The 26,760-nt window shown below is 62.3% G+C and carries 30 protein-coding genes; 21 read left to right on the plus strand and 9 right to left on the minus strand.

Annotated elements, in window-relative coordinates; translation table 11 throughout:
• Positions 1 to 7 precede the first annotated feature (7 nt).
• Together AC1RQ5_RS21765 and AC1RQ5_RS21770 are read left to right on the plus strand one after the other, a co-directional pair.
• A complete protein-coding gene (locus AC1RQ5_RS21765; protein ID WP_493203511.1) occupies positions 8 to 799 on the plus strand; it encodes an ABC transporter ATP-binding protein in 792 nt (263 codons plus the stop codon).
• Positions 800 to 917: 118 nt separating this feature from the next.
• Positions 918 to 1,655 carry an ABC transporter ATP-binding protein gene (locus AC1RQ5_RS21770; RefSeq protein WP_493201712.1) on the plus strand — a complete coding sequence of 246 codons (738 nt, stop codon included), beginning with the start codon at positions 918 to 920 and terminating at the stop codon, positions 1,653 to 1,655.
• Between the two features lie 93 nt (positions 1,656 to 1,748).
• Here the strand turns inward: AC1RQ5_RS21770 and AC1RQ5_RS21775 are convergent, their stop codons facing one another.
• A complete protein-coding gene (locus tag AC1RQ5_RS21775; protein ID WP_493201713.1) occupies positions 1,749 to 1,949 on the minus strand; it encodes a hypothetical protein in 201 nt (66 codons plus the stop codon).
• Here AC1RQ5_RS21775 and AC1RQ5_RS21780 point away from each other — a divergent pair.
• From AC1RQ5_RS21780 to AC1RQ5_RS21790, 3 genes are all read left to right on the plus strand, one after another.
• The gene (locus AC1RQ5_RS21780) at positions 1,948 to 2,988 is read left to right on the plus strand and encodes a PstS family phosphate ABC transporter substrate-binding protein (RefSeq protein WP_493201715.1); all 1,041 of its coding nucleotides are present in this window, start codon (positions 1,948 to 1,950) and stop codon (positions 2,986 to 2,988) included. The genes AC1RQ5_RS21775 and AC1RQ5_RS21780 overlap by 2 nt on opposite strands.
• Positions 2,985 to 3,998, plus strand: a complete 1,014-nt coding sequence (locus AC1RQ5_RS21785) for a PstS family phosphate ABC transporter substrate-binding protein (protein ID WP_493201717.1) — start codon at positions 2,985 to 2,987, stop codon at positions 3,996 to 3,998. The genes AC1RQ5_RS21780 and AC1RQ5_RS21785 overlap by 4 nt, the downstream gene beginning before the upstream one ends.
• Positions 3,999 to 4,195: 197 nt before the next feature.
• Complete coding sequence (locus tag AC1RQ5_RS21790) at positions 4,196 to 5,308, plus strand: branched-chain amino acid ABC transporter substrate-binding protein (RefSeq protein WP_398477610.1); 1,113 nt, start codon at positions 4,196 to 4,198, stop codon at positions 5,306 to 5,308.
• A 155-nt stretch (positions 5,309 to 5,463) separates the two neighbouring features.
• Here the strand turns inward: AC1RQ5_RS21790 and AC1RQ5_RS21795 are convergent, their stop codons facing one another.
• On the minus strand, positions 5,464 to 6,198 hold the full coding sequence (locus AC1RQ5_RS21795; protein WP_398477612.1) for a cytochrome c biogenesis CcdA family protein: 735 nt from the start codon (positions 6,196 to 6,198) through the stop codon (positions 5,464 to 5,466).
• Positions 6,199 to 6,320: 122 nt separating this feature from the next.
• Between AC1RQ5_RS21795 and AC1RQ5_RS21800 the strand changes: the two genes are divergently transcribed.
• Together AC1RQ5_RS21800 and AC1RQ5_RS21805 are read left to right on the plus strand one after the other, a co-directional pair.
• The gene (locus AC1RQ5_RS21800; protein WP_493201720.1) at positions 6,321 to 7,319 is read left to right on the plus strand and encodes a P1 family peptidase; all 999 of its coding nucleotides are present in this window, start codon (positions 6,321 to 6,323) and stop codon (positions 7,317 to 7,319) included.
• 302 nt (positions 7,320 to 7,621) lie between these two features.
• Positions 7,622 to 7,921 (plus strand): hypothetical protein, encoded by a 300-nt coding sequence (locus AC1RQ5_RS21805; protein ID WP_398477616.1) that lies wholly within the window; start codon positions 7,622 to 7,624, stop codon positions 7,919 to 7,921.
• A gap of 100 nt (positions 7,922 to 8,021) precedes the next feature.
• On the opposite strand, the gene AC1RQ5_RS21810 is transcribed toward AC1RQ5_RS21805, so the two are convergent.
• The gene (locus AC1RQ5_RS21810) at positions 8,022 to 9,116 is read right to left on the minus strand and encodes an outer membrane beta-barrel protein (protein ID WP_398477618.1); all 1,095 of its coding nucleotides are present in this window, start codon (positions 9,114 to 9,116) and stop codon (positions 8,022 to 8,024) included.
• 291 nt (positions 9,117 to 9,407) lie between these two features.
• On the opposite strand from AC1RQ5_RS21810, the gene AC1RQ5_RS21815 reads away from it, so the two are divergent.
• Positions 9,408 to 9,641, plus strand: coding sequence for a KTSC domain-containing protein (locus AC1RQ5_RS21815; protein WP_493203513.1), 234 nt, complete (start codon positions 9,408 to 9,410; stop codon positions 9,639 to 9,641).
• Here AC1RQ5_RS21815 and AC1RQ5_RS21820 read toward each other — a convergent pair.
• Positions 9,606 to 10,343, minus strand: a complete 738-nt coding sequence (locus AC1RQ5_RS21820; protein ID WP_493201723.1) for an EF-hand domain-containing protein — start codon at positions 10,341 to 10,343, stop codon at positions 9,606 to 9,608. The two genes, AC1RQ5_RS21815 and AC1RQ5_RS21820, sit on opposite strands and share 36 nt — an antisense overlap.
• A 236-nt stretch (positions 10,344 to 10,579) precedes the next feature.
• Here AC1RQ5_RS21820 and rpe point away from each other — a divergent pair, with 236 nt between their 5' ends.
• The 9 genes from rpe (at position 10,580) to AC1RQ5_RS21865 (ending at position 18,385) form a co-directional block, all read left to right on the plus strand.
• Positions 10,580 to 11,281 (plus strand): ribulose-phosphate 3-epimerase, encoded by a 702-nt coding sequence (rpe, locus tag AC1RQ5_RS21825; RefSeq protein ID WP_398477622.1) that lies wholly within the window; start codon positions 10,580 to 10,582, stop codon positions 11,279 to 11,281.
• Positions 11,282 to 11,310: 29 nt separating this feature from the next.
• Positions 11,311 to 11,748 carry a hypothetical protein gene (locus AC1RQ5_RS21830; RefSeq protein WP_493201725.1) on the plus strand — a complete coding sequence of 146 codons (438 nt, stop codon included), beginning with the start codon at positions 11,311 to 11,313 and terminating at the stop codon, positions 11,746 to 11,748.
• Positions 11,749 to 11,820: 72 nt separating this feature from the next.
• Positions 11,821 to 12,603: a DUF2259 domain-containing protein gene (locus AC1RQ5_RS21835; protein WP_493201727.1), complete on the plus strand. Its 783-nt coding sequence runs from the start codon at positions 11,821 to 11,823 to the stop codon at positions 12,601 to 12,603.
• A 100-nt stretch (positions 12,604 to 12,703) separates the two neighbouring features.
• Positions 12,704 to 14,014 carry an adenylosuccinate lyase gene (gene purB / locus AC1RQ5_RS21840; protein WP_398477628.1) on the plus strand — a complete coding sequence of 437 codons (1,311 nt, stop codon included), beginning with the start codon at positions 12,704 to 12,706 and terminating at the stop codon, positions 14,012 to 14,014.
• A gap of 157 nt (positions 14,015 to 14,171) precedes the next feature.
• On the plus strand, positions 14,172 to 14,711 hold the full coding sequence (locus AC1RQ5_RS21845) for an MOSC domain-containing protein (RefSeq protein WP_493201728.1): 540 nt from the start codon (positions 14,172 to 14,174) through the stop codon (positions 14,709 to 14,711).
• 177 nt (positions 14,712 to 14,888) lie between these two features.
• Positions 14,889 to 15,683: a glutamate racemase gene (gene murI / locus AC1RQ5_RS21850; RefSeq protein ID WP_398477632.1), complete on the plus strand. Its 795-nt coding sequence runs from the start codon at positions 14,889 to 14,891 to the stop codon at positions 15,681 to 15,683.
• Positions 15,684 to 15,764: 81 nt separating this feature from the next.
• Positions 15,765 to 16,160, plus strand: a complete 396-nt coding sequence (locus AC1RQ5_RS21855) for a cupin domain-containing protein (protein ID WP_398477634.1) — start codon at positions 15,765 to 15,767, stop codon at positions 16,158 to 16,160.
• Positions 16,161 to 16,464: 304 nt separating this feature from the next.
• On the plus strand, positions 16,465 to 17,082 hold the full coding sequence (rpsD, locus tag AC1RQ5_RS21860; RefSeq protein WP_398477636.1) for a 30S ribosomal protein S4: 618 nt from the start codon (positions 16,465 to 16,467) through the stop codon (positions 17,080 to 17,082).
• A gap of 235 nt (positions 17,083 to 17,317) precedes the next feature.
• Positions 17,318 to 18,385, plus strand: a complete 1,068-nt coding sequence (locus AC1RQ5_RS21865) for a threonine aldolase family protein (RefSeq protein ID WP_493201731.1) — start codon at positions 17,318 to 17,320, stop codon at positions 18,383 to 18,385.
• Positions 18,386 to 18,511: 126 nt separating this feature from the next.
• Here the strand turns inward: AC1RQ5_RS21865 and AC1RQ5_RS21870 are convergent, their stop codons facing one another.
• From AC1RQ5_RS21870 to grxD, 4 genes are read right to left on the minus strand one after another with little or no spacing between them, the layout of a single operon-like run.
• Complete coding sequence (locus tag AC1RQ5_RS21870; RefSeq protein WP_493201733.1) at positions 18,512 to 19,792, minus strand: serine hydrolase domain-containing protein; 1,281 nt, start codon at positions 19,790 to 19,792, stop codon at positions 18,512 to 18,514.
• Positions 19,773 to 21,092 carry a serine hydrolase domain-containing protein gene (locus AC1RQ5_RS21875; RefSeq protein ID WP_493201735.1) on the minus strand — a complete coding sequence of 440 codons (1,320 nt, stop codon included), beginning with the start codon at positions 21,090 to 21,092 and terminating at the stop codon, positions 19,773 to 19,775. Before AC1RQ5_RS21875 ends, AC1RQ5_RS21870 begins: the two co-directional genes overlap by 20 nt.
• A gap of 48 nt (positions 21,093 to 21,140) precedes the next feature.
• Positions 21,141 to 21,677 (minus strand): O-acetyl-ADP-ribose deacetylase, encoded by a 537-nt coding sequence (locus tag AC1RQ5_RS21880; RefSeq protein WP_493203515.1) that lies wholly within the window; start codon positions 21,675 to 21,677, stop codon positions 21,141 to 21,143.
• Complete coding sequence (gene grxD, locus AC1RQ5_RS21885) at positions 21,677 to 22,012, minus strand: Grx4 family monothiol glutaredoxin (RefSeq protein ID WP_398477644.1); 336 nt, start codon at positions 22,010 to 22,012, stop codon at positions 21,677 to 21,679. The genes AC1RQ5_RS21880 and grxD overlap by 1 nt, the downstream gene beginning before the upstream one ends.
• Positions 22,013 to 22,311: 299 nt before the next feature.
• Here grxD and egtB point away from each other — a divergent pair, with 299 nt between their 5' ends.
• On the plus strand, positions 22,312 to 23,547 hold the full coding sequence (gene egtB / locus AC1RQ5_RS21890) for an ergothioneine biosynthesis protein EgtB (RefSeq protein ID WP_493201737.1): 1,236 nt from the start codon (positions 22,312 to 22,314) through the stop codon (positions 23,545 to 23,547).
• A 42-nt stretch (positions 23,548 to 23,589) separates the two neighbouring features.
• On the plus strand, positions 23,590 to 24,555 hold the full coding sequence (gene egtD / locus AC1RQ5_RS21895) for an L-histidine N(alpha)-methyltransferase (RefSeq protein WP_493201739.1): 966 nt from the start codon (positions 23,590 to 23,592) through the stop codon (positions 24,553 to 24,555).
• 133 nt (positions 24,556 to 24,688) lie between these two features.
• Here the strand turns inward: egtD and AC1RQ5_RS21900 are convergent, their stop codons facing one another.
• Positions 24,689 to 24,925, minus strand: coding sequence for a BolA/IbaG family iron-sulfur metabolism protein (locus AC1RQ5_RS21900; protein ID WP_211909409.1), 237 nt, complete (start codon positions 24,923 to 24,925; stop codon positions 24,689 to 24,691).
• Positions 24,926 to 25,098: 173 nt separating this feature from the next.
• On the opposite strand from AC1RQ5_RS21900, the gene AC1RQ5_RS21905 reads away from it, so the two are divergent.
• Positions 25,099 to 25,461, plus strand: coding sequence for a DUF427 domain-containing protein (locus AC1RQ5_RS21905; protein WP_398477651.1), 363 nt, complete (start codon positions 25,099 to 25,101; stop codon positions 25,459 to 25,461).
• A gap of 105 nt (positions 25,462 to 25,566) precedes the next feature.
• A complete protein-coding gene (locus AC1RQ5_RS21910; protein WP_493201742.1) occupies positions 25,567 to 26,739 on the plus strand; it encodes an acyltransferase family protein in 1,173 nt (390 codons plus the stop codon).
• The last annotated feature ends 21 nt before the right edge of the window (positions 26,740 to 26,760 follow it).

Genomic DNA, 26,760 nt, shown 5'->3' on the forward strand with positions numbered 1-26,760 from the left:
CCTGACCATGCGTTTCGGCGGCATCGTTGCCGTCAACGACCTCTCCTTCACCGCGGATCGCGGCAAGATCACCGCGCTGATCGGGCCGAACGGCGCCGGCAAGACCACGGTGTTCAACTGCATCACCGGCTTCTACAAGCCGACCTCGGGCACCATTCGCCTGCGCCATACCGACAGCGAATGGCAGCTGGAGACGCTGAACGATTTTCGCATCTCGAAAGTGGCGAAGGTCGCGCGCACCTTTCAGAACATCCGGCTGTTTCCCGGCATGACCGCACTGGAAAACCTGATGGTGGCGCAGCACAACGCGCTGATGCGCGCGTCCGGCTACACCTTTCTCGGCCTGTTCGGCGTGCCCTCCTATCGCAAGGCGGAGAACGACGCGATCGATCTCGCGCGTTACTGGCTCGACCAGATCGGCCTGCTGCCCCGCGCCGATGATGCGGCGGGCAACCTGCCTTACGGCGACCAGCGCCGTCTCGAAATCGTGCGCGCGATGTGTACCGAACCGGCCCTGCTCTGCCTCGACGAACCCGCTGCCGGTCTCAATGCAAAGGAGAGCGGCGAGCTCAATGAACTCCTGCTGCGCATCCGCGCCGACCACGGCACTTCGATCCTGCTGATCGAACACGACATGTCGGTGGTGATGGAAATCTCCGACCACATCAATGTGCTCGATTACGGCGTCAAGATCGCCGACGGCACGCCGCAAGAGATCCGCGACGATCCGAAGGTGATCGCCGCCTATCTCGGCGCCGACGAGGAAGAAGCGATTGCTGTCATGGAGGGCGAGACGTGAAAACGCCGTTCTCTCAGCCGTCATTGCGAGGAGCCCTTGCGACGAAGCAATCCAGCTCTTCCTTCACTTGGCTTTCTGGATTGCTTCGCTGCGCTCGCAATGACGGCGAGGCCATCGCATGACCACCTCCCCTATGCTCGCCATCACCGGCCTGCGCGCCTCCTATGGCAAGATCGAAGCGCTGAAGGGCGTCGATCTTGCGATCCAGCACGGCGAGATCGTGGCTTTGATCGGCGCCAATGGTGCCGGCAAATCGACGCTGATGATGACCATCTTCGGCAAGCCGCGCGCACGTGCCGGCAGCGTCATCTATGACGGCACCGATATCACGGGCCTGCCGACCCACGAGATCGCGCGCATGCGCATCGCGCAGTCGCCGGAAGGCCGCCGCATCTTCCCGCGCATGAGTGTGGCGGAAAACCTGCAGATGGGCGCCGATGTCAACGAGATGACGCCCGCGCAATACAGCGAAAGCCTCGACAAGGTGCTGACGCTGTTTCCGCGCCTGAAGGAGCGCATGACCCAGCGCGGCGGCACACTCTCCGGCGGTGAGCAGCAGATGCTGGCCATCGGTCGCGCGCTGATGAGCCGTCCGCGTTTGCTGTTGCTCGATGAACCCTCGCTCGGCCTCGCGCCACTGATTGCCAAGCAAATCTTTGACGCCATCCGCGTGCTCAACAAGCAGGACGGCCTCACGGTGCTGATCGTCGAGCAGAACGCCAATCACGCATTGCGGCTCGCCCACCGCGGCTATGTCATGGTCAACGGATTGATCACGCTGTCGGGCACCGGCGCAGAGCTGCTGAAGGCACCGGAGATTCGCTCTGCCTATCTCGAAGGCGGACGGCACGGCTAGTTTTGTAGAGTGGGCAAAGCGCAGCGTGCCCGCCACCTTTCGCGACTTGTGCTGGTGGGCACGTCGCTTCACGCCTTTGCCCGCCCTACAGGTCTAGAGCGATACTAAACTGCGACATGGTGGACGTCGCACATCCGGCGCGGCGCGTAGCAAGCTGTTTTCGCTGCGCTTTCGACCGCTCTGCCGCAGCAGGCCGACTGCAACGCCCCAGTCATGCATCTTCACGTTCGTTGCCCGGGAACGGTACTCGCCATAGGCCACGATGGCTTCATCCTCGAGCGAGTTTTTCAACATGATCCTCACCACCCGCGCCTGCGCGGCATCGCTGGCCTTTCTGGCGCTGGCCGCGGCCCCGCCGGCAATCGCGCAGACCTTCACGGTCGATCCCGCCCTTCCCGCCTACGCGCCCAGCAGCGCAAAGCCCGCAGCCGGTGCGCCTTATCTCAGCGCCGATGGCGCGATCCGCATCGGTGGCGCGGTCCATGCCAAGGTCGCCGTCGAGCGCGCCAATGCGCTCTATGCCAAAACCCATCCCGGCGCGAAGCTGGTCGATGTCTCCGCCGGCGCGGAAACCGCAATTCCCAATCTCACTTACAACCGCATTCTGGTCGGCTCGATGGGACGCCCGATCAAGCTGCTGGAAGCCGCCGGCTTCAAGAGCGCGTTCGGCTCCGAGCCGGTCGAGATCAAGGTCGCCAATGCCGCCAATGACACGTCGCAGAAACTCGCGACCTCGCTGGCCGTCTATGTCCATCGCGACAATCCGCTGACGCAGCTCACCACGAAGCAAGTCGCGAAGATCCTCACCATCGGCAATGAGGGCGGAGACTTCTCGCGCTGGGGCCAGCTCGGCCTGACCGGCGACTGGACCAAGCGCCTGATTCATCCGCTCGGCACGCCGCAATATAGCGGCTTCGGCACCTGGATGATGGCCAACCGGCTGGACGGCAAGCCCTACAGTGCCGCTTACGAGGAATATTCCTCGACGGACGAATTGCTGAAGCGGCTGGAAAACGAGCCCGGCGGCATCACCGTCGCCGCGATCGGGCGCGGGACCGACAAGATCAAGCAGCTCGCCGTATCCGAAAAACCGGAAGGTCCATTCATCAAGGGCACGCCGGCAGAAATCCAGGCCAACGCATATCCCTATGGCCGCTATCTGTATTTCTACGCGCGCCGCGAAGCGAACGGCAAGGTCGATCCCGTCGCTGCCGATTACCTGAAGCTGCTGCTGTCAAAGGAAGGCCAGCAGATTTTTGCCGCCCAGTCCAACGGCTATATCCCCCTCAGCGCCGCCGACGCGGCTATCGAACGTGCAAAGCTCGACCAATGAAACAGACCCTTCCTCTTCTCGCTTTGCTGATCGCTGTCTCAGGCGCGCAGGCCCAGGATGCCAAGACGAAGCCAGCCGCCGCACCGAAGGATGCAAGCTATCTGCTGCCCGACGGCCGCATCGCGCTGCATGGCGATGAAGCGCTGGCGCCGGTGATCGATGCGCTGAATGCCAAATTCGCCGAGACGCATCCCGGCACAAAATTCGCTCCGATGCTCAAGGGCTCTGCGACAGCGTTGCCCGCACTGGCGGCCGGTGCCACGGCAATCGGCTTCGTGGTCGGCGAAGCCGCACGCCCCGACGTGCGCGCTTTCAAGGCGATCAACAAGCACGATCCGCTCAGCATCAAGATCGGCTATGCCGGCCATGGCCCACGCGCCGGCGGCAAGACGCCACCGGCCGTCTATGTTCACAGCTCCAATCCGCTTGCGGGCCTGACGCTGGCGCAGCTCGCCGGCCTGTTCACCTCGGGCTCGCCCGCGGGCGACATCAACACCTGGAACCAGCTCGGCGTCACCGGCGCCTGGGGCACCCGCCGCGTCCATCTCTACGGCCAGCGCGACGATGGCGACTTCTCCACCAGCCTGCGGCTGGCCCGCCTCGGCGGCATGCCATTCGCCGGGCACTACGAAGGACTGGCAGACGATGCCGCGGTGCTGCAGGCCGTGGCGCAGGATCCCTACGGCATCGCTATCGTCGACTGGGCCGAACAGAAGCCGTCGTCGGAGGGCGTGCGCATCGTTCCGCTCGCCAACGAGGCCGGCAAGCCATTCGCCGTGCCCGGCAAAGACGACGTCGCCAAAGGCGTCTATCCGTTGACGCCGGCGATCACGCTCTATGCGGCGCATCCGCCGAAACAGCCGCTGGATCCTGTGGTGAAGGACTATCTGGCACTCGCGCTGTCGGACGAAGGCCAGGCGATCATCGCCCGTTTCACGGACAATGCGACGGGATTTCTGCCGCTGGCGGCGGATGATCTGAAAGCACAGCGCGCAACGCTGAAGGATTGAAGCTCGCAGCTTGTCGCGATGCTCACCAACCTCTCCCTGCCCTTTCACGGGGAGAGGTTGGAAACCCGGCGGCGAAGTGACGCAGTCGGCCTTGGGGGCACCTTAAAATTGCCGATGACTTCGCGCGAAAATCGCCCCACACTCCGGTGTCATCCACCCGGCCGCACGGCCCCGTTCTGGATCATCGCGAGGATCATATGAAACCCATCAAGCTCATCGGTCTGGCATTCGCCGCATCGCTGCTCTCCTCCGCAGCGTTTGCGCAGGACATCAATGTCGCGGTGGCCGGCCCCATGACCGGCGGCGAATCAGCTTTCGGCCGGCAGATGAAGAACGGCGCCGACCAGGCCGTGGCCGACATCAATGCCGCCGGCGGCGTGCTCGGCAAGAAGCTGGCGCTGCAGGTCGGCGACGATGCCTGCGACCCCAAGCAGGCGCGCTCGGTGGCCGAGAAACTGGCGTCGTCGAAGGTGCCGTTCGTCGCCGGACATTTCTGCTCGTCATCGTCGATCCCGGCGTCGGAAGCCTATGCCGACAGCAATGTGCTGCAGATCACGCCGGCCTCCACCAATCCGCTGTTCACCGAGCGCAAGCTCGCCAATGTGCTGCGCGTCTGCGGCCGTGACGACCAGCAGGGCCTCGTTGCCGCCGACTACATTGCCAAGAACTACAAGGGCAAGAATGTCGCGATTCTTAACGACAAGACCACTTACGGCAAGGGTCTCGCCGACGAAACCAAGAAGGCGCTCAACAAGGCCGGCTTCACCGAAAAACTGTTCGAGAGCTACAACAAGGGCGACAAGGATTTCAATTCCATCGTCTCGCGCCTGAAGCGCGACAATATCGATCTGGTCTATGTCGGCGGCTACCATCAGGAAGCCGGCCTCATCCTGCGCCAGATGCGCGACCAGGGCCTCAAGACCGTGCTGATGGCCGGCGATGCCATGAACGACAAGGAATTCGCCTCGATCACCGGCCCTGCTGCGGAAGGCACGCTGTTCACCTTCGGGCCGGATCCGCGCAACAAGCCGACCGCCAAGGCGATCGTCGAGAAGTTCAAGGCGAAGAACATCGATCCCGAAGGCTACACGCTCTACACCTATGCCGCGTTCCAGGTCTGGACCCAGGCCGTCGCCAAGGCCGGCTCGACTGATCTGAAGAAGGTCATGGATGTGATCAAGGCCGGCGAATGGGACACCGTGCTCGGCAAGATGGCGTTCGACGCCAAGGGCGACATCAAGGCCATCGACTATGTCGTCTACAAGTGGGACGCGAAGGGGAATTATGCGGAGCTTGGCAAGGGAAGCTGAGCTTCACCGCCCTCTTCCCACTCCGTCCTCATCCTGAGGAGCGCGCCCCTTGGCGCGCGTCTCGAAGGATGGATGCGATCACCAATCATGGTTCGAGACGGCGCCGAAGAGGCGCCTCCTCACCATGAGGGCTGAGTTTCAGGCCTTAACCACTGCTATCCAAAATTCTGCAGCGCCGGAAACGTCTCCAGCAGCCAGATGCTGGCATTCGCGATGCCGCCGGTGAGAAACGCGATACCGGTGATGATCATCAGCACGCCCATCGCGCGCTCCACATGCACCAGATGCTTCTTCATCCGCGCGAACACGCTGGAGAAGCGCTCCACCATGAAGGCCGCGATCAGGAACGGGATGCCGAGGCCGAGCGAATAGACGGCAAGCAGCCCCGCCCCTTTGGTCACCGTCGCCTCTGCCGCCGCCACCGACAGGATCGCCGCCAGGATCGGGCCGATGCACGGCGTCCAGCCAAAGGCGAAAGCGAGGCCCATCGCATAGGCGCCCCAAAGCCCGACGGGCTTCGGCATGGTCATGCGGCCTTCGCGCATCAGCACGCCGATCCGGGTCAGGCCGAGGAAATGCAGGCCCATCAGGATGATCAGCACGCCGGCGACCATCGAGAGCTGCGCCGCATAGGCACGCACCAGGCTGCCGATCAGGCTGGCGCTGGCGCCCAGGATCACGAACACCGTGGAGAAGCCCAGCACGAACACCAGCGCGGAAATCATCACCGCGCGGCGGGACACCGCCTCCTGCTCGTCATTGGCGACATGCTCGATGGTGGCGCCGGTGAGATAGATAAGATAGGGCGGCACCAGCGGCAGCACGCAAGGTGACAGAAAGCTGACAATGCCGGCAATCAGGGCCGCTGGGATCGTGACATCCGTGATCATGCGGCTAGATGCACCGTGGGCGCGCCGACATGCAAGCGTGTTAGATCAAGGATGATGCAGTTGATACGGTTGTGATCGCACGTGATCGCGATCGCAGCATGGAATTTGCCGGGAGGAACCGCATGAAGAACCTTCTCACCGATATCGACGGCGTCCGCGTCGGCCATGCCGACGACCCTGCCCTCGCCTCCGGCGTCACTGCGATTCTGTTCGATCGACCGGCCGTCGCATCCGTGGATATCCGCGGCGGCGGTCCCGGCACGCGCGACGCCAGCCTGCTCGATCCCGTCAACACGGTGGACGCGATCCACGGGCTTGCGCTCTCCGGCGGCTCCGCCTTCGGCCTGGAGGCCGGCGGCGGCGTGCAGGCCTGGCTGGCCGAACAGGGCCGCGGCTTCCGGATCGGCAGCGCCGTCATCCCCATCGTGCCCGGCGCGATCCTGTTCGACCTCATCAATGGCGGCGACAAGAACTGGGGCCGCTTCCCGCCCTATCGCGATCTCGGCTACGCGGCTGCCGTCAATGCCAGCGACAGCTTTGCTCTCGGCAGCGTCGGGGCGGGGATGGGCGCGACCACCGTCAATCTGAAGGGCGGGCTCGGTTCGGCCTCCGCTGTCACGCCCGCTGGCGTGCGCGTGGCCGCGCTGGCTGCTGTGAACGCTGTCGGCAGTATCACCATGGGCGACAGCGCGCATTTCTGGGCCGCAGCCTTCGAGCAGAATGGCGAGTTCGGCGGCCGCGGCTTTCCCGGCACGATCACGCCAGACATGCATGCGCTGCGCATCAAAGGCGGGCCTGCGGCGAACGCCATCGAGAACACCACGCTCGCCGTGGTCGTCACCGACGCTATCCTCACCAAGGCGCAGGCGCAGCGCCTGGCGATGATGGCGCAGACCGGGTTCGCGCATGCAATCTATCCCGTCCACGCGCCGCTGGATGGCGACATCGTGTTTGCCGCAGCGACCGGCGAGAAGGAGATCGATCCCGTGGTGGGACTCACCGAACTCGGCATGCTTGCGGGCAATGTGATCGCACGGGCCATTGCGCGTGGCGTCTATGAAGCGACCGCCCTGCCCTTCGACGGCGCGCTGCCGGCATGGCGCGATCGCTTTCCAAACTAGCCATCACAAGCTCCTCCCTCATCCTGAGGAGCCGCGCAGCGGCGTCTCGAAGGATGGCGGTAGGCTCCGAGCCAGGCCAACTCATGGTTCGAGACGGCGCTTTGCGCCTCCTCACCATGAGGGTCCGAGAAATCCAAGGTATACTTCTAACCACCAAAGTAATTAACTACCGAATTTCATGTATTTGATCGTATAAACTTGCCTCCTTTAAGGTAAAAATTCCCTTTCGATTGCAGAGCTAAATTGAACGGCGCATCTTCACGCGTGTCCAAACAAGGGCACACAACAGTGGAGAGAACGTCATGAAGAAGATCGCTATCCTTGCCATCACTGCTGCCGCTCTCATGAGCGCACCGTCTGCAAACGCCAAAGGCCTCAATGTCGGTCTCGGCCTTGGGGTCGGCGTCAATGCCGGCGGTCTGCTCGGCGGCGTGCTGGGTGGCCGTGGCGGCCTTGGTGTCGGCGCTGGTGTCGGCGTTGGCGTCAATGCCGGCGGTTTGCTCGGCAAGCACGGTCTGGTTGGCGGCCTGCTGCGCAATGGCCTCCTCGTCAATGTCGGCGCTGGCGTCGGCCTTGGCGGACGTGGCGGGTGCGGCTGCTGATCCACAGCATCACACATGACGGCTGAGGGATCTCACTCTTCCCTCGGCAGCGAACGGGGGTACGCCCCCGTTCGCCCTCCAACGGATCACATGAGAGGGATCACATCGCCGGCTTCGCCACGAGATCGCCCTTCGGCTTCGTCGCTGTCGGCGCAAAGCTCTTCGACAGCGATGACGCGACGATATAGCCCTGCGCCTTCTCGCCATCGAGCAGCGTGCCGGTGATGCGGGTGAGATCGAAGCCGAGCTTGTAGCCGCTGCCGAGCTCACGCACGGCACCGATACCGTAAGTGTAGGTCGTCGCCCGATAGGGCGAGTCGAGATAGACCGAATCCGTATAGCCAGCCGCCGCCGTCAACGACCACTTGTCGTTCACCTGCCAGGTGCCCTTCGCCGTCAGCAGCGTATCGATGGTGATCGGCGAGAGCGGAAAGGTGGTTTCGCCGGCACGCCGCACGGCTGCCAATTCCAGCGTGAACGGCTTCGGGCGCCAGGTCAGATTGGCATCGAACAAAGTCGTATTCACATTGGTGAAGTCGATATCGTGCCAGATCCCATAGAGCTGCGACACCGACGCGAACATGCTGAGATCGCCATCGGCATAGCGCGCGAACAGGAATGGCTGGATGCGCTCATTGTTGCGGCGATAGCCGAACAGATCCAACTCTTCCGCATAGCGCCGCATCGACAGGTTCAACGAGACGCCGACCTCGCCCTTGCTCAGGATCACGCTGACACCGGGAATGATGGTGCCGCGCAGGACCTGATGCGGGATCGGCAGGAAATCCTGATAGATGATATTGGTCTGGTTCAATCGCGACAGACCGATCTCGCCGGTCACGAACCACTTGATCTTGCCCTTGATGCTTTCGAGCTTCACTGCCTGCGCGAGATCCATCGACTTGGTGTTGTAGGTGTCGATCTCCGAGAAGGACGTCGTCGAGATCACGCGAAAATCGTCGTCGCCCATGATGCCGCGCAGACCGAGCTTGACCACAAGCGCGGGATCGATGCCCGGCGCGATGTAACGGGTCGCATTCGCTTCGGCCGTTGCATTCCAGGTGATGTCATCCTGCTTGCCCGCTGCGATCAGGCCGACCTCGGTGCCGATGAAGGCGCTACCGATACTGCCGCTGCCGCGGCCACCACCGGTCGAGAACAATGGGTTGCTGTCATAGCCGCCGCGCAGCCGCATGGAGGCAAAAAGCTCGTCCTCCGCCCGCGCCGGGACGCTGAGTAGATAACTACCAATAGCGATAACAACTACTATGATACGCAACATACGACACCAGAACTACTTACAACTACTGGAAATCGTGCCGCGTTAACGTTAGCGAGAAATGAAGACCGGGCCGCCGCTGCCACATATGCGGCAATCTGGCAGCGAAAAGTCCGGACGCGCGCAGGCTGCTACCTACGGCACGAGCAGCGCAACGAAATGCAGCGGTATGAGTTTCTGTAGTTGATCAACAACGCAGTGACCGTGATGCCCTCGACAGCGATTCGCCATCTCAGCTACAGCCCCGCGACACGTGAAATGCGCGTCACGTTTACCAGCGGGCGTCGGTCTGCCTATGCGCAGGTGCCACCCGAAGTGCACGCGGCCTTCAGCACAGCGCCATCACGCGGCTTGTTTTTCAATCACCGTGTGCGGGATCGGTTTGCGTATCGAGAGCTTGAACGATCAGGCGGTGATCGACAGCGACGACGCCGCGGTTGAGATCTGCTGCGCCTGCTTGGCGATCATCTGCTCGATGGCATTATACGAGGTGCGTGCGGCTGCGGCAGTCGATGATGCCGGCACCGCCGAGGTGGATGTCACCTTGGAGCCATCGGCATAGCTGATCGAGGTCGTGGTGCTGCCATCGGCATTCACTGTCGTGCTGGTGGTTGCTTCCGCGGTATCGGAATCGCCGCCACCACCACCACCACCGCCGTATTGCGACTTGCCGGCGCCCTTCAGGGCCTTGCCGAGTTCGTCGATGCTGACCGAGCCGTCGCCATCCTTGTCGAGCTTGGCGAACACCTTGTCGGCATTGGCGACATTGGTGCCGCCGGCGCCGAGCTTGTCCTCGAATTCGGCCTTGCTGATCGAACCGTCGCCATCGCCATCGAGCTGATTGAACAGGCTCTTCAGCGCATCGGAGCGGGTCTTGGAATTCGCCGAGACATTGGTCTGGCTTTGCGCATCAAGCAGCGCGCTCATGGTCGAGGTCGAAAGACTGCCGCTGGATGCAGCTGTGCCGGCCGTCGCGGTTGATGGCGATGTAAGCGATACCGGCGTGCCCAATTGGAACGAGGAGCCCTGTGACAGCCCTGTCGTCGTTTTGGACGACGACGAAGACGAAGACGACGTCTTCTTCGCTGTCAGAGACTGCAGAAGGTCCATGGCCGATGTGGCAAGCGCTGCGACGCCGAGCATCGTCGATCTCCATCCGGGCCGGCATGGCCCAGGCCAATATCAGCAAACCCTGTGCCAGCGGAAAAACGATGTGATATCAACGGCTCGCGCGAGCTCACAGCTCCCTTGGACCGGGCAATCCCTGCCCCTGCGGCAGATTTTGCCGGAACTCCACAGCCCCGCGCGTGCTGCGTTGCTGCCCACAGGCCGCCCATGTTACGCGAGGCGACGCCACCACCCTTTCAGGAAGTCCGACCATGTCCCAGAGCTTCGCGCCCCGTCCGCTGGCCATCGCCCCGTCCATTCTGGCGGCTGATTTCGCCAAGCTCGGCGACGAGGTCCGCAGCGTGGACACGGCCGGCGCCGACTGGATTCATCTCGACGTGATGGACGGCCATTTCGTGCCGAACATTTCCTATGGCCCCGATGTCATCAAGGCGCTGCGCCCGCACACCAAGAAGATCTTCGACGCGCATCTGATGATCGCGCCGGTCGATCCCTATCTCGAAGCCTTCGCCAAGGCCGGCTGCGACCACATCACCGTCCATGCCGAAGCAGGTCCTCATCTGCATCGCTCGCTGCAGGCGATCCGCGCGCTCGGCAAGAAGGCCGGCGTGAGCCTCAATCCCGGCACGCCGCTGAGCGCCATCGAATATGTGCTCGATCTCGTCGATCTCGTGCTGGTGATGTCGGTCAATCCCGGCTTCGGCGGCCAGGCGTTCATCCCGTCGGCGATCAACAAGGTCACCGACCTGCGTGCCATGTTGGCCGGCCGTCCAATTGATATCGAGGTGGATGGCGGCGTCTCGGCGGCGAATGTCGGCGCGCTCGCGGCTGCGGGGGCGAATGCGTTTGTCGCGGGCTCGGCCGTGTTCAAGGGCGGCACGATGGAGAGCTACAAAGCGAATATTAATGGTATCCGCAGCGAAGCAATGAAAGCGCGCGGGGAGATGATATAGCGCCGCCACGTGGAAATCGTGAGGCTGCGATGCGTATTCGGCTGATATCAGTTCTGGCTGCTCTTCTTTGTCTGATCGGGCCTGCGCTCGCCGCAGAACCGTCGCGCATTGATGACCCCGACCGTTTCTCAAGCCAGATCTTCAAGCTGATCAGCCAAATCAAATCTCATGATGCCGCAACCCAGCTTGCCAAGGCCATCGGAAGCCCGGAACAGTCAGCGGAGCTTGAAAAATCACTGAAAGAATTCGAAGGAAAGAAATTCGACTTCGGCAAAAAGGTCTACGACAAGGACTATCAGGGCGCATTGCGCCAAATCGTCTACTACGCGTATTTCGAGAATTTCGGGTTCCTCTACTTTCGCTTCACATTCAAAATGACCAGCAAGGGATGGTATCTTGCGAATTTCTTTTTCAAGGAATCGTCGCAGGAACTGTTTCCGAAGGATCTGATCGAAGGCCCGATGTAGCGGGGTCCGGATTCGCGAACCGACATCCGGGCGACGGCCTGAACTTTCCGTCGCGGTCTGCGACCAACGCAGATGGCACACCTCACTTATCTCCGCCGACTGCTGCTCGCCCCGGTCTTTGCGGCCGCACTTTCATGCAGTGCACACGCGGGGGACGCCGCCGCGCGAAAAGTGATCGGCTTTTCGGCGGACGGCACGCATTTCGCCTTCGAGCAATACACGCAGCTTTACGACGCCACCGACGTCATCGCCGAAATTCAGGTGATCGACACACGCATCGACGATTTCGCGAAGGGCTCACCCTTTGCTGTTCGCACCAAAGATGACGACGAGCGCGAGGTGGACGCTGTCCGCGCCGATCTCGCGAAGACGGCGAAGCCGATGCTCGACAGGCTGAAGATCAGCGAGCCCGGCACGCGCTTCGCCGGCAAGCCATCGATGGATCTCGACGAGATCGGCATCTACCAGATGGACCCGAAGCCGCTCGCCACCACGCAGGACATCACTTTGCCCGATGGTCGCAAGCTGGTGCTCACATTGTCCGACCAGGCACTCGGCAAGGCCTCCTGCTACGGCGCCGGCGGCCGCGGCACCTTTGGCAGCGTGATCGTCACCGGGCTCAAGCTGCAGCTGGCCATCGACGGCGCAGCGCCCGTGATTTTGCAGCAGGACAAGCAACTGCCGAAACGCCGCCGCTGCGTCACTGCCTACGGTATCGCCGAGGCGTATCATCATCAGGCGAAGGACGGCACGCAGACGCTGGCGGTGCTGATCGAGACGGTGGACGCCCATGAATTCCACGCTGGCCCGAACCGGCGCTTCATGGCGGTGACAACCAAGCTGCCAAAGGGGTAAATTCCGCAGGAAAATCAGTGATCCCGGCACTTTCCGAGGTGGTTTCCCCCGGCCCGATCTGCTAAAGCGCGGCGTAACCCCTGACATTGCAGAGACGCCTATGATCCCGCGCTATACCCGTCCCGAAATGGCCTCCATCTGGGAGCCGCAGACCCGCTTCAAGATCTGGTTCGAGATCGAGGCGCATGCCGCCGATGCGCTGGCTGAACTCGGCACCATCCCCAAGGACGCGGCGAAGACGATCTGGGCCAAGGCCAAGGACGCCACCTTCAATGTGGAGCGCATCGACGAGATCGAGCGCGAGACCAAGCATGACGTCATCGCCTTCCTGACCCACCTCGCCGAAATCGTCGGTCCCGAAGCGCGCTTCGTGCATCAGGGCATGACCTCGTCGGACGTGCTCGACACTTGCCTCAATGTGCAGCTGGTGCGCGCCGCCGATATTTTGATCGCCGATATCGACCGCCTGCTGGCGGCGCTGAAGACCCGTGCCTTCGAGCACAAGATGACGCCGACCATCGGCCGCTCCCACGGCATCCATGCCGAGCCGGTCACCTTCGGCCTCAAGCTCGCTTTTGCCTATGCCGAATTCACCCGTAACCGCGAGCGCCTCGTCGCCGCCCGCAAGGAAGTCGCCACCTGCGCGATCTCCGGCGCCGTCGGCACCTTTGCGCAGATCGATCCGCGCGTCGAAGAGCATGTCGCCAAGGCGATGGGCCTCGAGCCCGAGCCGATCTCGACCCAGGTGATCCCGCGCGATCGTCACGCCATGTATTTTGCGACGCTTGGCGTCATCGCCTCGTCGATGGAGCGCCTCGCGGTGGAAATCCGCCACATGCAGCGCACCGAGGTACTGGAAGCCGAGGAGTTCTTCTCCGAAGGCCAGAAGGGCTCGTCGGCGATGCCGCACAAGCGCAATCCGGTGCTGACCGAAAACATCACCGGCCTGTCGCGCATGGTGCGCGCCTATGTGACGCCGGCGCTGGAAAACGTGGTGCTGTGGCACGAGCGCGATATCTCGCACTCCTCCGCCGAGCGCATGTTCGGCCCGGACGCCACCGTTACGCTCGACTTCGCACTGAACCGCATGGCCGGCGTGATCGAGAAGCTCCTCGTCTATCCCGCCAACATGCAGAAGAATCTCGACCGCCTCGGCGGCCTCGTGCATTCGCAGCGCGTGCTGATCGCGCTGACGCAGAAGGGCGCGAGCCGCGAGGACAGCTACAAGATGGTCCAGCGCAACGCCATGCCGGTCTGGCGCGGCGAAGGCGACTTCCAGACGCTGCTGAAGGCCGATGCCGACGTGAAGAAGTATCTCAGCGACGACGAGATCGCCGAGAAGTTCGACCTCGGCTATCACCTCAAGCATGTGGACACGATCTTCAAGCGCGTGTTCGGCAGCGCGTCTTGACTCAATCCCTCGTCCTGAGGAGCGGCCGCAGGCCGCGTCTCGAAGGATGGCCGCAAGCTCAGACGCTCCATGGCTCATGGTTGGAGACGGCGCTTCCGCCTTCGCTCTTCGAGCTACGGCGGACAAGTCGCGCCTCCTCACCATGAGGGCGGCGGGTGTGCCCCGCGTCGTCGCCGTCAGCCTTCGGCGCGGCCATCACTTCAGCAAGACACCGGCGCTGAGCATTCGCCTGCTCAGTGGCCTCGGTGTCGAAGGCGACGGCCATATGGGCGCGACCGTCCAGCACCGCTACGACCGCCGCCGCGATCCGACCAAGCCGAACCTTCGTCAGGTACACCTGATCCCGTCCGAACTGTTCGACGAACTGCACACCAAGGGGTTTGCGGTTGCGCCGGGCGATCTTGGCGAGAACATCACGACATCAGGCATCGATCTCGCCGGTCTACCAACCGGCACGCGATTACAGTTCAGCGACGCGGCGATGATCGAGCTCACCGGCCTGCGCGAGCCCTGCGTGCTGATGGACAGGTTTCAGCAAGGGCTGAAAGCAGCGACGCTGGATCGCGATACCGAGGGTGGCCTGATCTACAAAGCCGGCGTCATGGCCGTGGTGCTGACCGACGGCGAGGTAGCACCGGGCGATGCGATCTGGATCGAGATGCCGGATGGCGAATGGAAGCCTTTGCAGCCCGTATAGCGCGTAGCAGGCGTGTAGGGTGGGCAAAGCGTAGCATGCCCACCTTCACCAGCCGTGCCTTTGGGGGGCACGCTGCGCTTTGCCCACCCTACAATCGATCGCCCTTCCCGAAAAAGCCAGAATGTCCGTATCTTGCTCAGCAACCCCGCAGTAACCATCCTCCCCTAGCCTCTCATGATGCCCACGCGCCCCACCATCCTCGTTTTCGACTCCGGCCTCGGTGGACTCACCGTGCAGCGCGAGATTGCGAAGGCGCGGCCGGATGCGCGCTATGTCTATGTGGCGGATGACGCATTCTTTCCCTATGGGCAGCACAGCGAGCAGGCACTGATCGAGCGCGTCGTGCCGCTGATGGGCGAACTGATCGGCACGCATCGACCCGACATGGTGGTCATCGCCTGCAACACCGCCTCGACCATCGTGCTCAGCCATCTCCGCGCAGCTTACAGCGTGCCCTTCGTGGGTACCGTGCCGGCGATCAAGCCGGCTTGTGCGGGCTCGGTGACCAAGCGCGTGTCCGTCCTCGGCACCTCGGGCACCGTCAAGCGCGAATACACGCAAACGCTGATCCGCGAATTCGGCGGCGGCTGCATCGTCACGCTGGTTGGCTCGACCAATCTCGCCTCGCTGGCCGAGAGCGCACTGAGCGGCGGCAGCGGCGTGAGCGATGCGGATCTGTTCGCCGAGATTGCGCCATGCTTCGTGCAGGACGCCTCCGGTGCACGCACGGACACCGTGGTCCTGGCCTGCACGCATTACCCGCTGCTGCTGGCGGAGCTCACCCGCCTTGCTCCATGGCCTGTAGCCTGGATCGATCCTGCGCCCGCGATCGCACGTCGCGTGGTTGGCCTCATCGGTGATCTCCAGTCCGGCGCCCCGCATGGCGATGCCGTGCTGCTTTATACCTCCGGCAAGCGCCATGCCTGGCCGGAAACGCTGGCGCCATTCTTTGGTGGCCAGGTGGCAGCCTAGCGAGATCGCTCGACTTTCCCCGGCGCACTGCTAGCCTTCCGTTACGCCGTTCCAGCAAGAGAACGGCAAAGGGAGACCCACATGCTCAAGACCAGCTTTCTGAAGCCACTGTTGCTCGGCGCCACGATTGCCGCCTTTGCCGCCGGCACGGCCTCCGCGCAAGGCATCAAGCGCACGCCGCTGCAGGACATCAAATATCCCGCAGGCCACCACATCGTGACCGTGGTTGCCGAGATCGGGCCGAACCAGCTCGCCGGCCGCCACACCCATCCCGGCGTCGACACCGGCTATGTGCTGGATGGCGAAGCCACGCTGCTCGTCGAAGGCCAGCCCGACAAGGAGCTCAAGACCGGTGATTCCTATGCCGTGCCGGCCGGCATCCCGCATGACGTGAAAACCGGTGCCAAGGGGCTCAAGCTGCTGGCCATCTATGTGGTCGAGGACGGCAAGCCGGTGGCAACGCCAGCGCCGAAATAGGGCTAAATCTGCGGGAACCGGCTATTATCCGGCCCAATCGCCGGTTTTGGCCTCTGCAGGCCCCTAAATTGGCGTGCGGGCCGTCAAAATGGCAAAAAGCCCTGTCGTTGAATTGACATAACGGGCCCTGCCCCCTAGAAACCGCCTTGCTCGCGGGCCGTTTTCGGCCCGCGAAGCGTTTCGCACCCGTGGTTCTCCTCCCAGCTTTGGGAATGAACCTGTCGGTGCCGGAATATCCTTCAAAAGATCATCCGGCATACAGGAGGGCGCGTCTCCTCATCCACCATTGAACATCGAGGACGCGATGACAAAGCGTAGTGAAGCTAAGTATAAAATCGACCGCCGCATGGGCCAGAACATTTGGGGTCGTCCCAAGTCTCCGGTCAACAAGCGCGAATACGGCCCCGGCCAGCACGGCCAGCGCCGCAAGGGCAAGCTCTCGGACTTCGGCACGCAGCTGCGCGCCAAGCAGAAGCTGAAGGGCTATTACGCCAACATTTCCGAACGTCAGTTCTACGCCGTCTATGTCGAGGCTTCGCGCCTCAAGGGCGACACCGGTGAAAACCTGATCGGCCTGCTCGAGCGCCGCCTCGACACCGTGGTGTATCGCGCCAAGTTCGTCGCCACCATGTTCGCCGCCCGCCAGTTCATCAATCACGGCCATGTCCGCGTGAACGGCAAGCGCGTCAACATTTCGAGCTACCTCGTGAAGGTCGGCGATGTGATCGAGGTGAAGGAATCCTCGAAGCAGCTCGCAGTCGTTCTCGAAGCCTCGCAGCTCGGCGAGCGCGACGTGCCGGATTACGTCGAAACCGACCACAACAAGATGACCGCGCGCTTCATCCGCATCCCCGCACTGTCGGACGTTCCGTTCGCCGTGCAGATGGAACCGCATCTGATCGTCGAATTCTATTCGCGCTAACTGTTCTAGCGACGAAGACGAAAAGGCCCCGGTTTTCCGGGGCCTTTTTTGTTGGCGTATACGCCCACCCTGCCGTCGCCCGGCTTGACCGGGCGATCCAGCAAACTCAGGCCGCGAGTATACTCACATCCGAAAGGTGTCTACTGGATCACCCGCTTTCGCGGGTGATGACAGGCGCGTGTAGAAGCCCTGACGATCACAGGATAGGCTGCCTCTAAACAACACGGACGTCTTCATGCCCTTCACTCCTGCCCGCCCCGATCCATCGCAGCCAGCCGTTCGCATCAATCTGCTGTCGGATACGCAGACCAGGCCGACGCCTGAAATGCGCGCGGCGATGGCAGCGGCAGAAGTCGGCGATGAACAGGTGGGCGACGATCCGACCGTCAACGCGCTGTGCGATCGCGTCGCCGATCTGCTCGGCAAGGAAGCCGCCGTATTCATGCCGTCAGGTACCATGTGCAATGTCGCCGGCCTGCTTGCGCATTGCCGGCCGGGTGACGAGATCCTCGCCCATCGCACCGCGCATATCCTGTCGCGCGAAGGCGGTACACACGCCGCGCTTGGCGGATTTCAGATTACCGGGCTCGATGGCGACGACGGCAAGTTCACACCGGAGACACTGCGCGCAGCGCTACATCCGCGCACGCGCTATGAGGCAGCACAAACGCTCGTCAGCGTCGAGCAGACGGCCAATATCGGCGGCGGCACGATCTGGGCGAGAAGCGATCTCGATGCGATCGTCAGTATCGCGCGCGAACGCGGCATGGCCACGCATATGGATGGCGCACGGCTGCTGAATGCCTGCGTCGCCACGGGCATCAATGCACGCGACATGTCCAACGGCTGGGACTCGGTGTGGATCGATTTCAGCAAAGGGCTCGGCGCGCCGATTGGTGCCGTGCTCGCCGGAACGCGCGACTACATCGATGCGGTATGGCGCTGGAAACAAGGGCTCGGTGGATCGATGCGGCAAGCCGGTATCGTGGCGGCCGCGTGCATCCACGCACTCGATCATCACATCGATCGACTGGCCGACGATCACGCCAATGCACGGACGCTTGCGCGCGGGCTTGCGCAGATCGATGGGGTTCAAGTGCAGGAGCCGGAAACCAACCTCGTCTTCTTCGATCCCGCGGGCGCGGGCATCAGCAGCGCTGACATGGTGAAGGCACTGCGGATGAAAGGCGTATCGCTGGCCACCATGGATGGCCGCATCCGCGCCTGCACACATCTGGATGTCACCGCGGCGATGATCGAGGAGACGCTCGGATTGGTACGGGAGATCGTGCGGGCAGTATGATCCCCACTGTCGTCGCCCGGCTTGACCGGGCGATCCAGTACACACCGGCAAGCGTCTTAGTCACAACAACCTGTGTCTACTGGATCACCCGCTTTCGCGGATGATGACAAGGCGAGTGCAACATCGCTACTTCAGCGCATCATACACGATCTTGCGCACATCCACTTCCATGCGCCAGCGCTGCGATGGCGCCTGGGTCATGACCAGAACGAACATGTCGTCCGCAGGATCGACCCAGAAGAAGGTGCCGCCGACACCATCCCAGCGATATTCGCCGAGCGGTCCCGGCTCCTCCGCAATTTCCTTCGTGCGCACGGCAAAGCCATAGCCGAAGCCGCTGGCCGCACCGGGAAAGTAGTAATAGTCGCGCGCAACGCCACTACCGGGGCCGATGTGATCGCGCGTCATCTCCTTCACGCTTGCAGCCGTGAGATAGCGCCTGCCGTCCAAGGTCCCGCCATTCAGCAACATCTGCAGGAAGCGCGCATAATCTGCGATTGTGCAGACAAGACCGGAGCCACCGGCCTCCCAGCGCATGATTTCGGCAGGATCGTGCATGCCGACCACCGGCCCGACCATGCGGTCGGACGCAAAAGGCTCGGCAACACGTTCGCGATGATTCAAGTCAGTGATGTAGAATGACGTGTCGGTCATCCCCAGCGGCGCGAACAAGCGATCGCGCAGGACATGATAGAGCGTGTCGCCGGAGACGACCTCGATCACGCGTCCGAGAATGTCGGTAGAGTGCCCGTAGTTCCACAGCGTGCCCGGCTGCTCCGCCAGCGGCAGTTTCGCAATGCGCTCCGCCCATGAGGCATTGTCCCAATCGCGCCCGAACACATCCAGCTGCGCATAGCGTTTTCGCGCGGGGTCATCGCCATAGAAGCCGTAGGTGATGCCGGATGTGTGCTTCAGCAGATCGGCAATGGTGATCGGACGTTGCAGTGGCACGAGCCCGAAGCTGGCATGTTCGTCACCGCCATTCGCGTCGAGGCCCACTTTGGCCTTTGCAAACGCCGGAATGTATTTCGACAGAGGATCGTCAAGCTTGAGCTTGCCGTCCTCGACCAGCATCATGATGGCAACGGATGTGATCGGTTTGCTCATGGAATACAGCCGGAAGATCGAATCCGCCGTCATCGGATGACCGCTGTCGCGATTGCCGAATGTATCGAAATAGACCGGCTTGCCATGCTGCTGCACCAGCACGACGGCGCCGGGAATTTTACGCTCCGCGACCATTCCGACGAAGTAATCGTCGAGCTTGAGCAGCTGGTCCGGCGAGAACGTGCGCGCAACGGATTGCGCTTTCTCGGCTTGGGCAAACGAGATCGGCACGACACTCGCGCCGACGCAGCACAGCGTCAGCAGCAGGATGGCAGCGGCGCTATTTCTCCAGCGCTTCATAGACGAGCAGCTTGAGCGAGCGCTGGATGCGTTGACGTTCTGACGGTGTCTGTTCGAGCAGGATCATGAAGAAATCCTGCTTGGGATCGATGATGAAATAGCAGCCGGAGGCGCCGTCCCATTTCAACTCGCCGAGCGATCCCGGCGGTGGTGGTTTTGCGTTGCCGGCATCGGTACGCACGGCGAAGCCATAGCCGAAGCCGAAGCCATCACCCGGGAAATACAGAGCATCGCGCGCAATGCCACTGTCCTTGCCGATGTGATCGGTGGTCATGTCCTTGAATGTGGCCGCGCTCAGATAGCGCTTGCCGTCATATTCGCCGCCATTGAGCAGCATCTGCGCGAATTTGCGATAATCCGACAGGGTCGAGACCATGCCGCCGCTGCCGGATTCCCATTTCTGGTAGGTCTCGGGGCGGTTCTGGCGGCCCGTGCGGAAATCGCGATCCCAGCCCATCGGCTTGGCGAGCAGCGCTTCCTTGGCCTTTTCCTTCACATAGAAACCTGTCGAGGTCATGCCGAGCGGCTTCAGCAGCTTCTCTTCCTCGAAGCCGAGCAGCGTCTTGCCGGAGACGACCTCGATGACGCGACCAAGAATGTCGGTGGAGTGGCCGTAGTCCCACATGGTGCCGGGCTGAAATTCCAGCGGTAGCTGCGCGATGCGGTCGGCGAATTCCTTATTGTCGAAATCGCCATTGTAGATATCCGCATTGCCGTAGGCGCGGCGCACAAGGCTGTTGCCATAAAAGCCGTAGGTGACGCCGGACGTATGCAGCAAGAGATCGCGGATGGTGACCGGCCGGTTCGGCGCCACGATCTCCAGCCCCTTCTCGCCATTCTCCAGCTTCTTCTCGACGCCGACCTTGGCTTTTGCAAAAGACGGAATGTATTGCGAGACGGGATCGTCCAGCTTCAGCCTGCCCTCGTCGATCAGCATCATCGCCGCAAAGGACGTGATCGGCTTTGACATGGAATGCAGGCGGAAGATCGTATCCGCGCTCATCGGCTGCTTGGTGTCTGGATCGCGTTCGCCGAAAAAGCGCTCATAGACCGGCTTGCCGTGCTGCTGGATCAGCACGATGGCGCCGGGGATCTTGCCGTTGTCGATCTGCGTCTTGAAGAATGCGTCGATGGCCTTGAGCTTCTCCTGCGAGAAATGCGCGCCGGCCGGGATATCGAACGTGCCTTCGGCGGCAAAGCGATCTTCCGCTGCGGCGAAGGTCTGGAACAGAAACGCACTGGCACCGGCGGCGAACACCGCGCCGGCAGCCAATACGCGCATCACACTCCGTCGCTTCATCGCACATCCTCGTGACCAGACCGCGCGAAGTCTAACGGCGGACCGACCTCAGGCAAGAGGCTCGCCGAGTTCGCGTCGATACAATTCGGCAGATGGTTGAGAGAAACAGCAAAAGGTGACGGCGCGGACAACGGGTGTCGCGCGCAGGGTGTCGATGACGGTGCGTATCGCGATGCCGGCGGCCCGCTCGGCCGGGAAGCCATAGACGCCGGTGGAAATCGCCGGAAACGCCACCGTTGCAAACCCATTCGCCTCGCAAAGCTCAAGCGAGCGCCGGTAGCTGGAGGCGAGCACCGCGTCCTCACCTTGCCCACCGCCATGCCAGATCGGACCCACGGTGTGAATCACATGCCGCGCAAGCAAACGGTATCCGAGGGTGATTTTGGCGTCGCCGGTGGCACAGCCGCCAAGCGTGCGACATGCGGCGAGCAGATCCGGTCCGGCGGCCCGATGGATCGCGCCATCCACGCCACCGCCGCCAAGAAGCGTCTCATTGGCGGCGTTGACGATGGCATCCACGCGGAGCGTGGTGATGTCGGCAACGACGACGCCAAGCGTCGCCGTCCCGATGTGTCGTTGAAAGATCAGGCCGAGGCCTGGGCTTCGATGACGCCCTTCTCAGCCAGCAGGGTCTGCAACTCACCCGCCTGGAACATCTCACGCACGATGTCGCAGCCACCGATGAATTCGCCCTTTACATAGAGCTGCGGAATGGTCGGCCAGTTCGAATAGGTCTTGATCCCGTCGCGCAGGTCGGCGGATTCGAGAACGTTGAGGCCCTTGTAGCCGACGCCGACGTGATCGAGGATCTGGACCACCTGGCCCGAGAACCCGCATTGCGGAAACTGCGGCGTGCCCTTCATGAACAGCACCACGTCGTTGGTCTTCACTTCGTTCTCAATGAATTGCTCAATGCTCATGATCGCATCCTTGCTCGCACCCTGGTCGCGGCCGGCCCGTCCGGCGCAGCGGCCCTCGCCTGCCCATATATGTAGCCGAAACCGTTTCGCATCCCAAGCCGAAAGCCGATTTTCACCCGCATTTGCGGCCCGGCCGGCCGCCCGGCGGGCGCTTTTCCGCAGCTTTGTCCAAGCCATCAGGACACGGATTTATATGACGGGGAGCCTTTCATCCCGTTTGGGGCACCCTATCTAGGACAAACCGTTTCTGCGGAACCCATCCGGAAGACTGACGTTCTCCCCTCAAATCGGAGACTTACGTGACGCCCTCAGCATCCGCCCAGCCCGCAGCTCCGATTGCCAGAAGCGGCCTCGCCCAACAACTGACCGAGGCCTATCTCGCGGTCCGCAACGAGACCGAGCGGCGCGCCGCGCCGCTATCGCCGGAAGATCAGCTGATCCAGTCGATGCCCGATGCAAGCCCGGCCAAATGGCACCGCGCGCATGTCACCTGGTTCTGGGAGCAGTTTCTGCTCGGCGAACATCAGCCGGGCTACAAGGTCTTCCATCCCGATTACGCCTATCTGTTCAATTCCTATTACGTCTCCGCCGGCCCGCGCCACGCGCGCGCGCAGCGCGGACACCTGACCCGCCCGAGCGCCGATGAAGTCACCGCCTATCGTCGCCATGTCGATGATGCCGTTGTGACGTTTTTCGAGACCGCGAGCGATGAGAAACTGGCGTCGTTGATCCCGTTGCTCGACGTCGGCATGAATCACGAGCAGCAGCATCAGGAGCTGATGTTCACCGACATCCTGCACGCCTTCGCCCAGAACCCGATTCCGCCGGCCTATGACGCCGGCTGGCACTTCCCGGCCACGACACGGGATGGCGATGCATGGACGACGCTGACTGAAGGCATCCATACCATCGGGCATCAGAGCGACAGTTTCCATTTCGACAATGAGAAGCCCGCCCATCGCGCCCTTGTCGGCCCGGTCAAGCTGCAGCGCAATCTCGTGACGAATGCCGAGTGGCGCACCTTCATGAATGACGGCGGTTACGACAAGGCGACGCTGTGGCTGATGGATGGCTTTGCGGCTGCCGCGCGCGAGGAATGGCAAGCCCCCGGTCACTGGCGAAAGATCGACGGCGAATGGCAGATCATGACGCTGGGTGGTCTGCAGCCGATCGATCCCGACGCGCCCGTGTGCCACATCAGCTATTACGAAGCCGATGCATTCGCGCGCTGGAACGGCAAGCATCTGCCGACCGAAATGGAATGGGAAGTCGCGGCCCGCGCCAATAATCTCAACGATGCTTATGGCATCGTCTGGCAATGGACGCGCAGTTCGTATGCGCCCTATCCCGGCTATCGCGCCATCGAAGGCGCGCTCGGTGAATACAATGGCAAGTTCATGGTGAACCAGTATGTGCTGCGCGGCTCGTCACTGGCGACGCCGGACGGCCACAGCCGCGTCACCTATCGCAATTTCTTCTACCCCCACCATCGCTGGCAATTCACCGGCCTGCGCCTCGCAGACTACGGCAATTGAGCATCACCCCGCATCCATCGCGATTGCGTTGAGGAGAGTATCATGAACGTCCACGCCCCGCTGGCTTTGGCCGAGCTCGATCCCGCGACCACGGCTTTTGCTGCGGATGTGACCGAAGCACTGTCGCAGCAGCCGAAAAAGCTGTCGCCGAAATACTTTTATGACGAAGCCGGCTCGCAGCTGTTCGAACAGATCACAAAACTTCCGGAATACTACCCGACCCGGACCGAGCTTGGCATTCTCCGCGCCCGCGGCAAGGACATCTGCTCGATCATTCCGAAGGATGCCGCGCTGGTTGAATTCGGTGCTGGTGCGACAACGAAGGTTCGCCTGCTGCTCGAACAATGCTCGTTCGGCGCCTATGTACCCGTCGATATCTCAGGTGATTTTCTCGCCGACCAGGCGAAGGAGCTGCGCAAGGATTTCCCTGCGCTGAATGTGCTTCCGGTGAATGCCGATTTCACCGCGTCTTTCGATCTGCCTGACACAGTGAAGGCGATGCCGAAGGTCGGCTTTTTTCCCGGCTCCACGCTCGGCAATTTCGATCCGCACGAAGCCTGCGCCTTTCTGAGGTCAGCGCGCGAAATCCTTGGCAAGGATGCCTTGATGCTGATCGGCATCGACCTTGAAAAGGACGAGCGCGTGCTGCAGGCGGCTTATAACGATGCCGCCGGCGTCACCGGTGCGTTCAACAAGAATGTGCTGGTGCGCATCAACCGCGAACTCGGCGGCGATTTCGATCTCGACGCCTTCGTGCATCGCGCGATCTACAACAAGGAGCGCCATCGCATCGAGATGCACCTGATCGCCAAGGAGCCCCAGACGGTGCATCTGCTCGGCCGCAGCTTCAAATTCCGCGCGGGTGAAAGCATTCACACCGAAAGCAGCTACAAATACTCGATCGAGCGGTTTGCAGCGCTGGCGCGTGGCTCGGGCTGGGAGCCGAAATCGTCATGGACCGATGCAGAGGATCAGTTCTCGGTGCATGCCCTGGTGGCGGTGGAGTAAGCGCGGCCTCGCGCAATCTCTCACTGTCATCGCCCGGCTCGACCGGGCGATCCAGTACACGCTGAAGACAGTGGCAAGCACGGCTGGCGATGAATACTGGATCACCCGCTTTCGCGGGTGATGACAAGCCGAGCTAGCCTTCCGGCACGCCCGTCTGCAGCGCGAGCGCGTGCAGCACGCCGCCCATCTGGCCCTTCAGCGACTGATAGACGATCTGGTGCTGCGCCACGCGCGACTTGCCGCGAAAACTCTCCGACAGCACCGTGGCCGCGTAGTGATCGCCGTCGCCGGCGAGATCGCGGATCGTCACCTGCGCGTCGGGAATCGCGGCCTTGATCATGGTCTCGATATCGCGGGCGTCCATCGGCATCAGTCGGGTCTCCAGAAGTCTCGAATCGCGGCATGATTGTGCCGCCGGGGTCTCCAGCCTATCGCGTGCAGCGCGGCATTCCCATGATGATAATCCGGGATCGGCCCCTTTTAAAGGCGGGTCGGATGTCACATCTGAAAGGACAGCAATTTGACCGTCACGAGGGTAGCCCCATGAAAGTCCCCGGCCCGGACCATCCCATCTCGATTACGCCCTCCGGCAAGCATATCCGCGTGACCGCCGGAGATGTGGTCATTGCCGACACCACCAAGGCGGTGACGCTGAAGGAAGCGACCTATCCCGAGGTGTTCTACATCCCCCGTGCCGACGCCAATATGGATGCCGTGACGCGCACCGAGCGCGTGACCCACTGCCCCTATAAGGGTGACGCGAATTATTACAGCATCAAGACCGCGGACAAGGTGCTGGACAACGCGATCTGGACCTATGAAACGCCGTTTCCGGCGATGGAAGAGATTAAAGATTATCTCGCTTTCTATCCGGACAAGGTGAAGATCGAGATTTTGCCGGCCTGACCCCCGCGAATTGCCGGGACGCGCTTCGCCCCTTATCATGGCGTCCAATTGATAATGCGACGGCCGCGCCACTGGCGCGGCACAGCAGGGGCTCGCCGGACCACCATGTCAGACCGTAACGCTGCGCTGGATCGCGCCCGCACCTTCGTCACGCTGCTCGTGCTCGCGAACCATGCCGTGGTCGCCTACACCGCCTTCGGCCGCTATTACCCCAATCACTATCTCTGGTCGACCGCGCCCATCGTCGATGACCAGCGCTGGTTCGGCTTCAACGTCCTGACGCTGTTCAACGACACCTTCTTCATGTGTCTGATGTTCATGCTGTCGGGCCTGTTCGTCTGGCCGAGCCTGAAGCGCAAGGGTATTCTGGATTTCGTGCGCGATCGCGCGCTCCGGCTGGGACTGCCCTTCCTGGCGATGATCCTCCTGCTGATGCCGATCGCCTATTACGCGTCGTTCAGCCTCTCCACCAACAAGACCGGATTTGTCGAGTTCTACATCAACAATTTCAAGCAGGGACAATGGTTCGCCGGCCCAGGATGGTTCATCTGGTATCTGCTGTTTCTCGATCTGGTGGCGATCCCGGTCTTCCTGTTCGCGCCGAGATTGGTCGATGGCATCAACCGGCTGTCGATCCGCGCCTTCCAGCGGCCGTGGCTGTTCATCGCCGCGCTCGCGATCATCGCCGTGATCTCTTACGTGCCGTTCCTGTTCACGGTCGGCGCCGTGCGCTGGTTCAGCCTCGGCCCGCTGCAGGTGCAGTTCAGCCGCATGGCGATCTATGGCGTGTTCTTCTTTGCCGGCATGGGCATCGGCGCCGCCAATATCGATCAGGGCCTGCTGGCCCGCACCGGCGCTCTCGCCAAGCAGTGGCTCTGGTGGACCATCGCAGCCGCTGCGTCGTTCGGCTCGCTCGCCTATCTGATCAATTTCCGCCGCATGAAGCTGTCCAACCTCACTGGCGCCCCGCCGGTCTGGTGGCAGTCGAGCTATGGCGTGATTTACGCCATCGCCTGCACGCTGATCTGCCTCGCCGTGCTGGCGCTGTTCGTGCGCTTCGGCCAGCGCGAGAAAAGCATCTTCGATCCGCTGCGCGGCGATGCCTATGGCATCTTCGTGCTGCACTACATCCCGATGCTGTGGTTGCAATGGGCGATGCTGAAAATGCCCTGGGGCGCGCAACCGAAGGCCCTGATCGCCTTTGCCGGCACGCTGGCCATCAGCTGGGCCGCCACGCGCGCGCTGCGGCAGATCCCGGGCATGACGCGGGTGCTGTAGCGCCCTTCACACGCAAATCAC

The sequence above is a fragment of the Tardiphaga sp. GW821-FHT12E02 genome (assembly GCF_058807155.1).

What these genes read in the sequence shown, in the direction of transcription:
- rpsD (WP_398477636.1), top strand. Translation starts at nt 16,465, where the DNA reads ATGACAAAGCGTAGTGAAGCTAAGTATAAAATCGACCGCCGCATGGGC.
- AC1RQ5_RS21835 (WP_493201727.1), top strand. Translation starts at nt 11,821, where the DNA reads ATGGCACACCTCACTTATCTCCGCCGACTGCTGCTCGCCCCGGTCTTT.
- AC1RQ5_RS21830 (WP_493201725.1), top strand. Translation starts at nt 11,311, where the DNA reads ATGCGTATTCGGCTGATATCAGTTCTGGCTGCTCTTCTTTGTCTGATC.
- AC1RQ5_RS21765 (WP_493203511.1), top strand. Translation starts at nt 8, where the DNA reads ATGCGTTTCGGCGGCATCGTTGCCGTCAACGACCTCTCCTTCACCGCG.
- AC1RQ5_RS21905 (WP_398477651.1), top strand. Translation starts at nt 25,099, where the DNA reads ATGAAAGTCCCCGGCCCGGACCATCCCATCTCGATTACGCCCTCCGGC.
- AC1RQ5_RS21780 (WP_493201715.1), top strand. Translation starts at nt 1,948, where the DNA reads ATGATCCTCACCACCCGCGCCTGCGCGGCATCGCTGGCCTTTCTGGCG.
- AC1RQ5_RS21855 (WP_398477634.1), top strand. Translation starts at nt 15,765, where the DNA reads ATGCTCAAGACCAGCTTTCTGAAGCCACTGTTGCTCGGCGCCACGATT.
- AC1RQ5_RS21800 (WP_493201720.1), top strand. Translation starts at nt 6,321, where the DNA reads ATGAAGAACCTTCTCACCGATATCGACGGCGTCCGCGTCGGCCATGCC.
- AC1RQ5_RS21900 (WP_211909409.1), bottom strand. Translation starts at nt 24,925, where the DNA reads ATGCCGATGGACGCCCGCGATATCGAGACCATGATCAAGGCCGCGATT.
- purB (WP_398477628.1), top strand. Translation starts at nt 12,704, where the DNA reads ATGATCCCGCGCTATACCCGTCCCGAAATGGCCTCCATCTGGGAGCCG.
- AC1RQ5_RS21785 (WP_493201717.1), top strand. Translation starts at nt 2,985, where the DNA reads ATGAAACAGACCCTTCCTCTTCTCGCTTTGCTGATCGCTGTCTCAGGC.
- AC1RQ5_RS21820 (WP_493201723.1), bottom strand. Translation starts at nt 10,343, where the DNA reads ATGCTCGGCGTCGCAGCGCTTGCCACATCGGCCATGGACCTTCTGCAG.
- AC1RQ5_RS21815 (WP_493203513.1), top strand. Translation starts at nt 9,408, where the DNA reads ATGCCCTCGACAGCGATTCGCCATCTCAGCTACAGCCCCGCGACACGT.
- egtD (WP_493201739.1), top strand. Translation starts at nt 23,590, where the DNA reads ATGAACGTCCACGCCCCGCTGGCTTTGGCCGAGCTCGATCCCGCGACC.
- rpe (WP_398477622.1), top strand. Translation starts at nt 10,580, where the DNA reads ATGTCCCAGAGCTTCGCGCCCCGTCCGCTGGCCATCGCCCCGTCCATT.
- AC1RQ5_RS21795 (WP_398477612.1), bottom strand. Translation starts at nt 6,198, where the DNA reads ATGATCACGGATGTCACGATCCCAGCGGCCCTGATTGCCGGCATTGTC.
- AC1RQ5_RS21875 (WP_493201735.1), bottom strand. Translation starts at nt 21,092, where the DNA reads ATGAAGCGACGGAGTGTGATGCGCGTATTGGCTGCCGGCGCGGTGTTC.
- AC1RQ5_RS21790 (WP_398477610.1), top strand. Translation starts at nt 4,196, where the DNA reads ATGAAACCCATCAAGCTCATCGGTCTGGCATTCGCCGCATCGCTGCTC.
- AC1RQ5_RS21775 (WP_493201713.1), bottom strand. Translation starts at nt 1,949, where the DNA reads ATGTTGAAAAACTCGCTCGAGGATGAAGCCATCGTGGCCTATGGCGAG.
- grxD (WP_398477644.1), bottom strand. Translation starts at nt 22,012, where the DNA reads ATGAGCATTGAGCAATTCATTGAGAACGAAGTGAAGACCAACGACGTG.
- AC1RQ5_RS21770 (WP_493201712.1), top strand. Translation starts at nt 918, where the DNA reads ATGACCACCTCCCCTATGCTCGCCATCACCGGCCTGCGCGCCTCCTAT.
- AC1RQ5_RS21865 (WP_493201731.1), top strand. Translation starts at nt 17,318, where the DNA reads ATGCCCTTCACTCCTGCCCGCCCCGATCCATCGCAGCCAGCCGTTCGC.
- AC1RQ5_RS21805 (WP_398477616.1), top strand. Translation starts at nt 7,622, where the DNA reads ATGAAGAAGATCGCTATCCTTGCCATCACTGCTGCCGCTCTCATGAGC.
- AC1RQ5_RS21870 (WP_493201733.1), bottom strand. Translation starts at nt 19,792, where the DNA reads ATGAAGCGCTGGAGAAATAGCGCCGCTGCCATCCTGCTGCTGACGCTG.
- murI (WP_398477632.1), top strand. Translation starts at nt 14,889, where the DNA reads ATGCCCACGCGCCCCACCATCCTCGTTTTCGACTCCGGCCTCGGTGGA.
- AC1RQ5_RS21910 (WP_493201742.1), top strand. Translation starts at nt 25,567, where the DNA reads ATGTCAGACCGTAACGCTGCGCTGGATCGCGCCCGCACCTTCGTCACG.
- AC1RQ5_RS21810 (WP_398477618.1), bottom strand. Translation starts at nt 9,116, where the DNA reads ATGCGGCTGCGCGGCGGCTATGACAGCAACCCATTGTTCTCGACCGGT.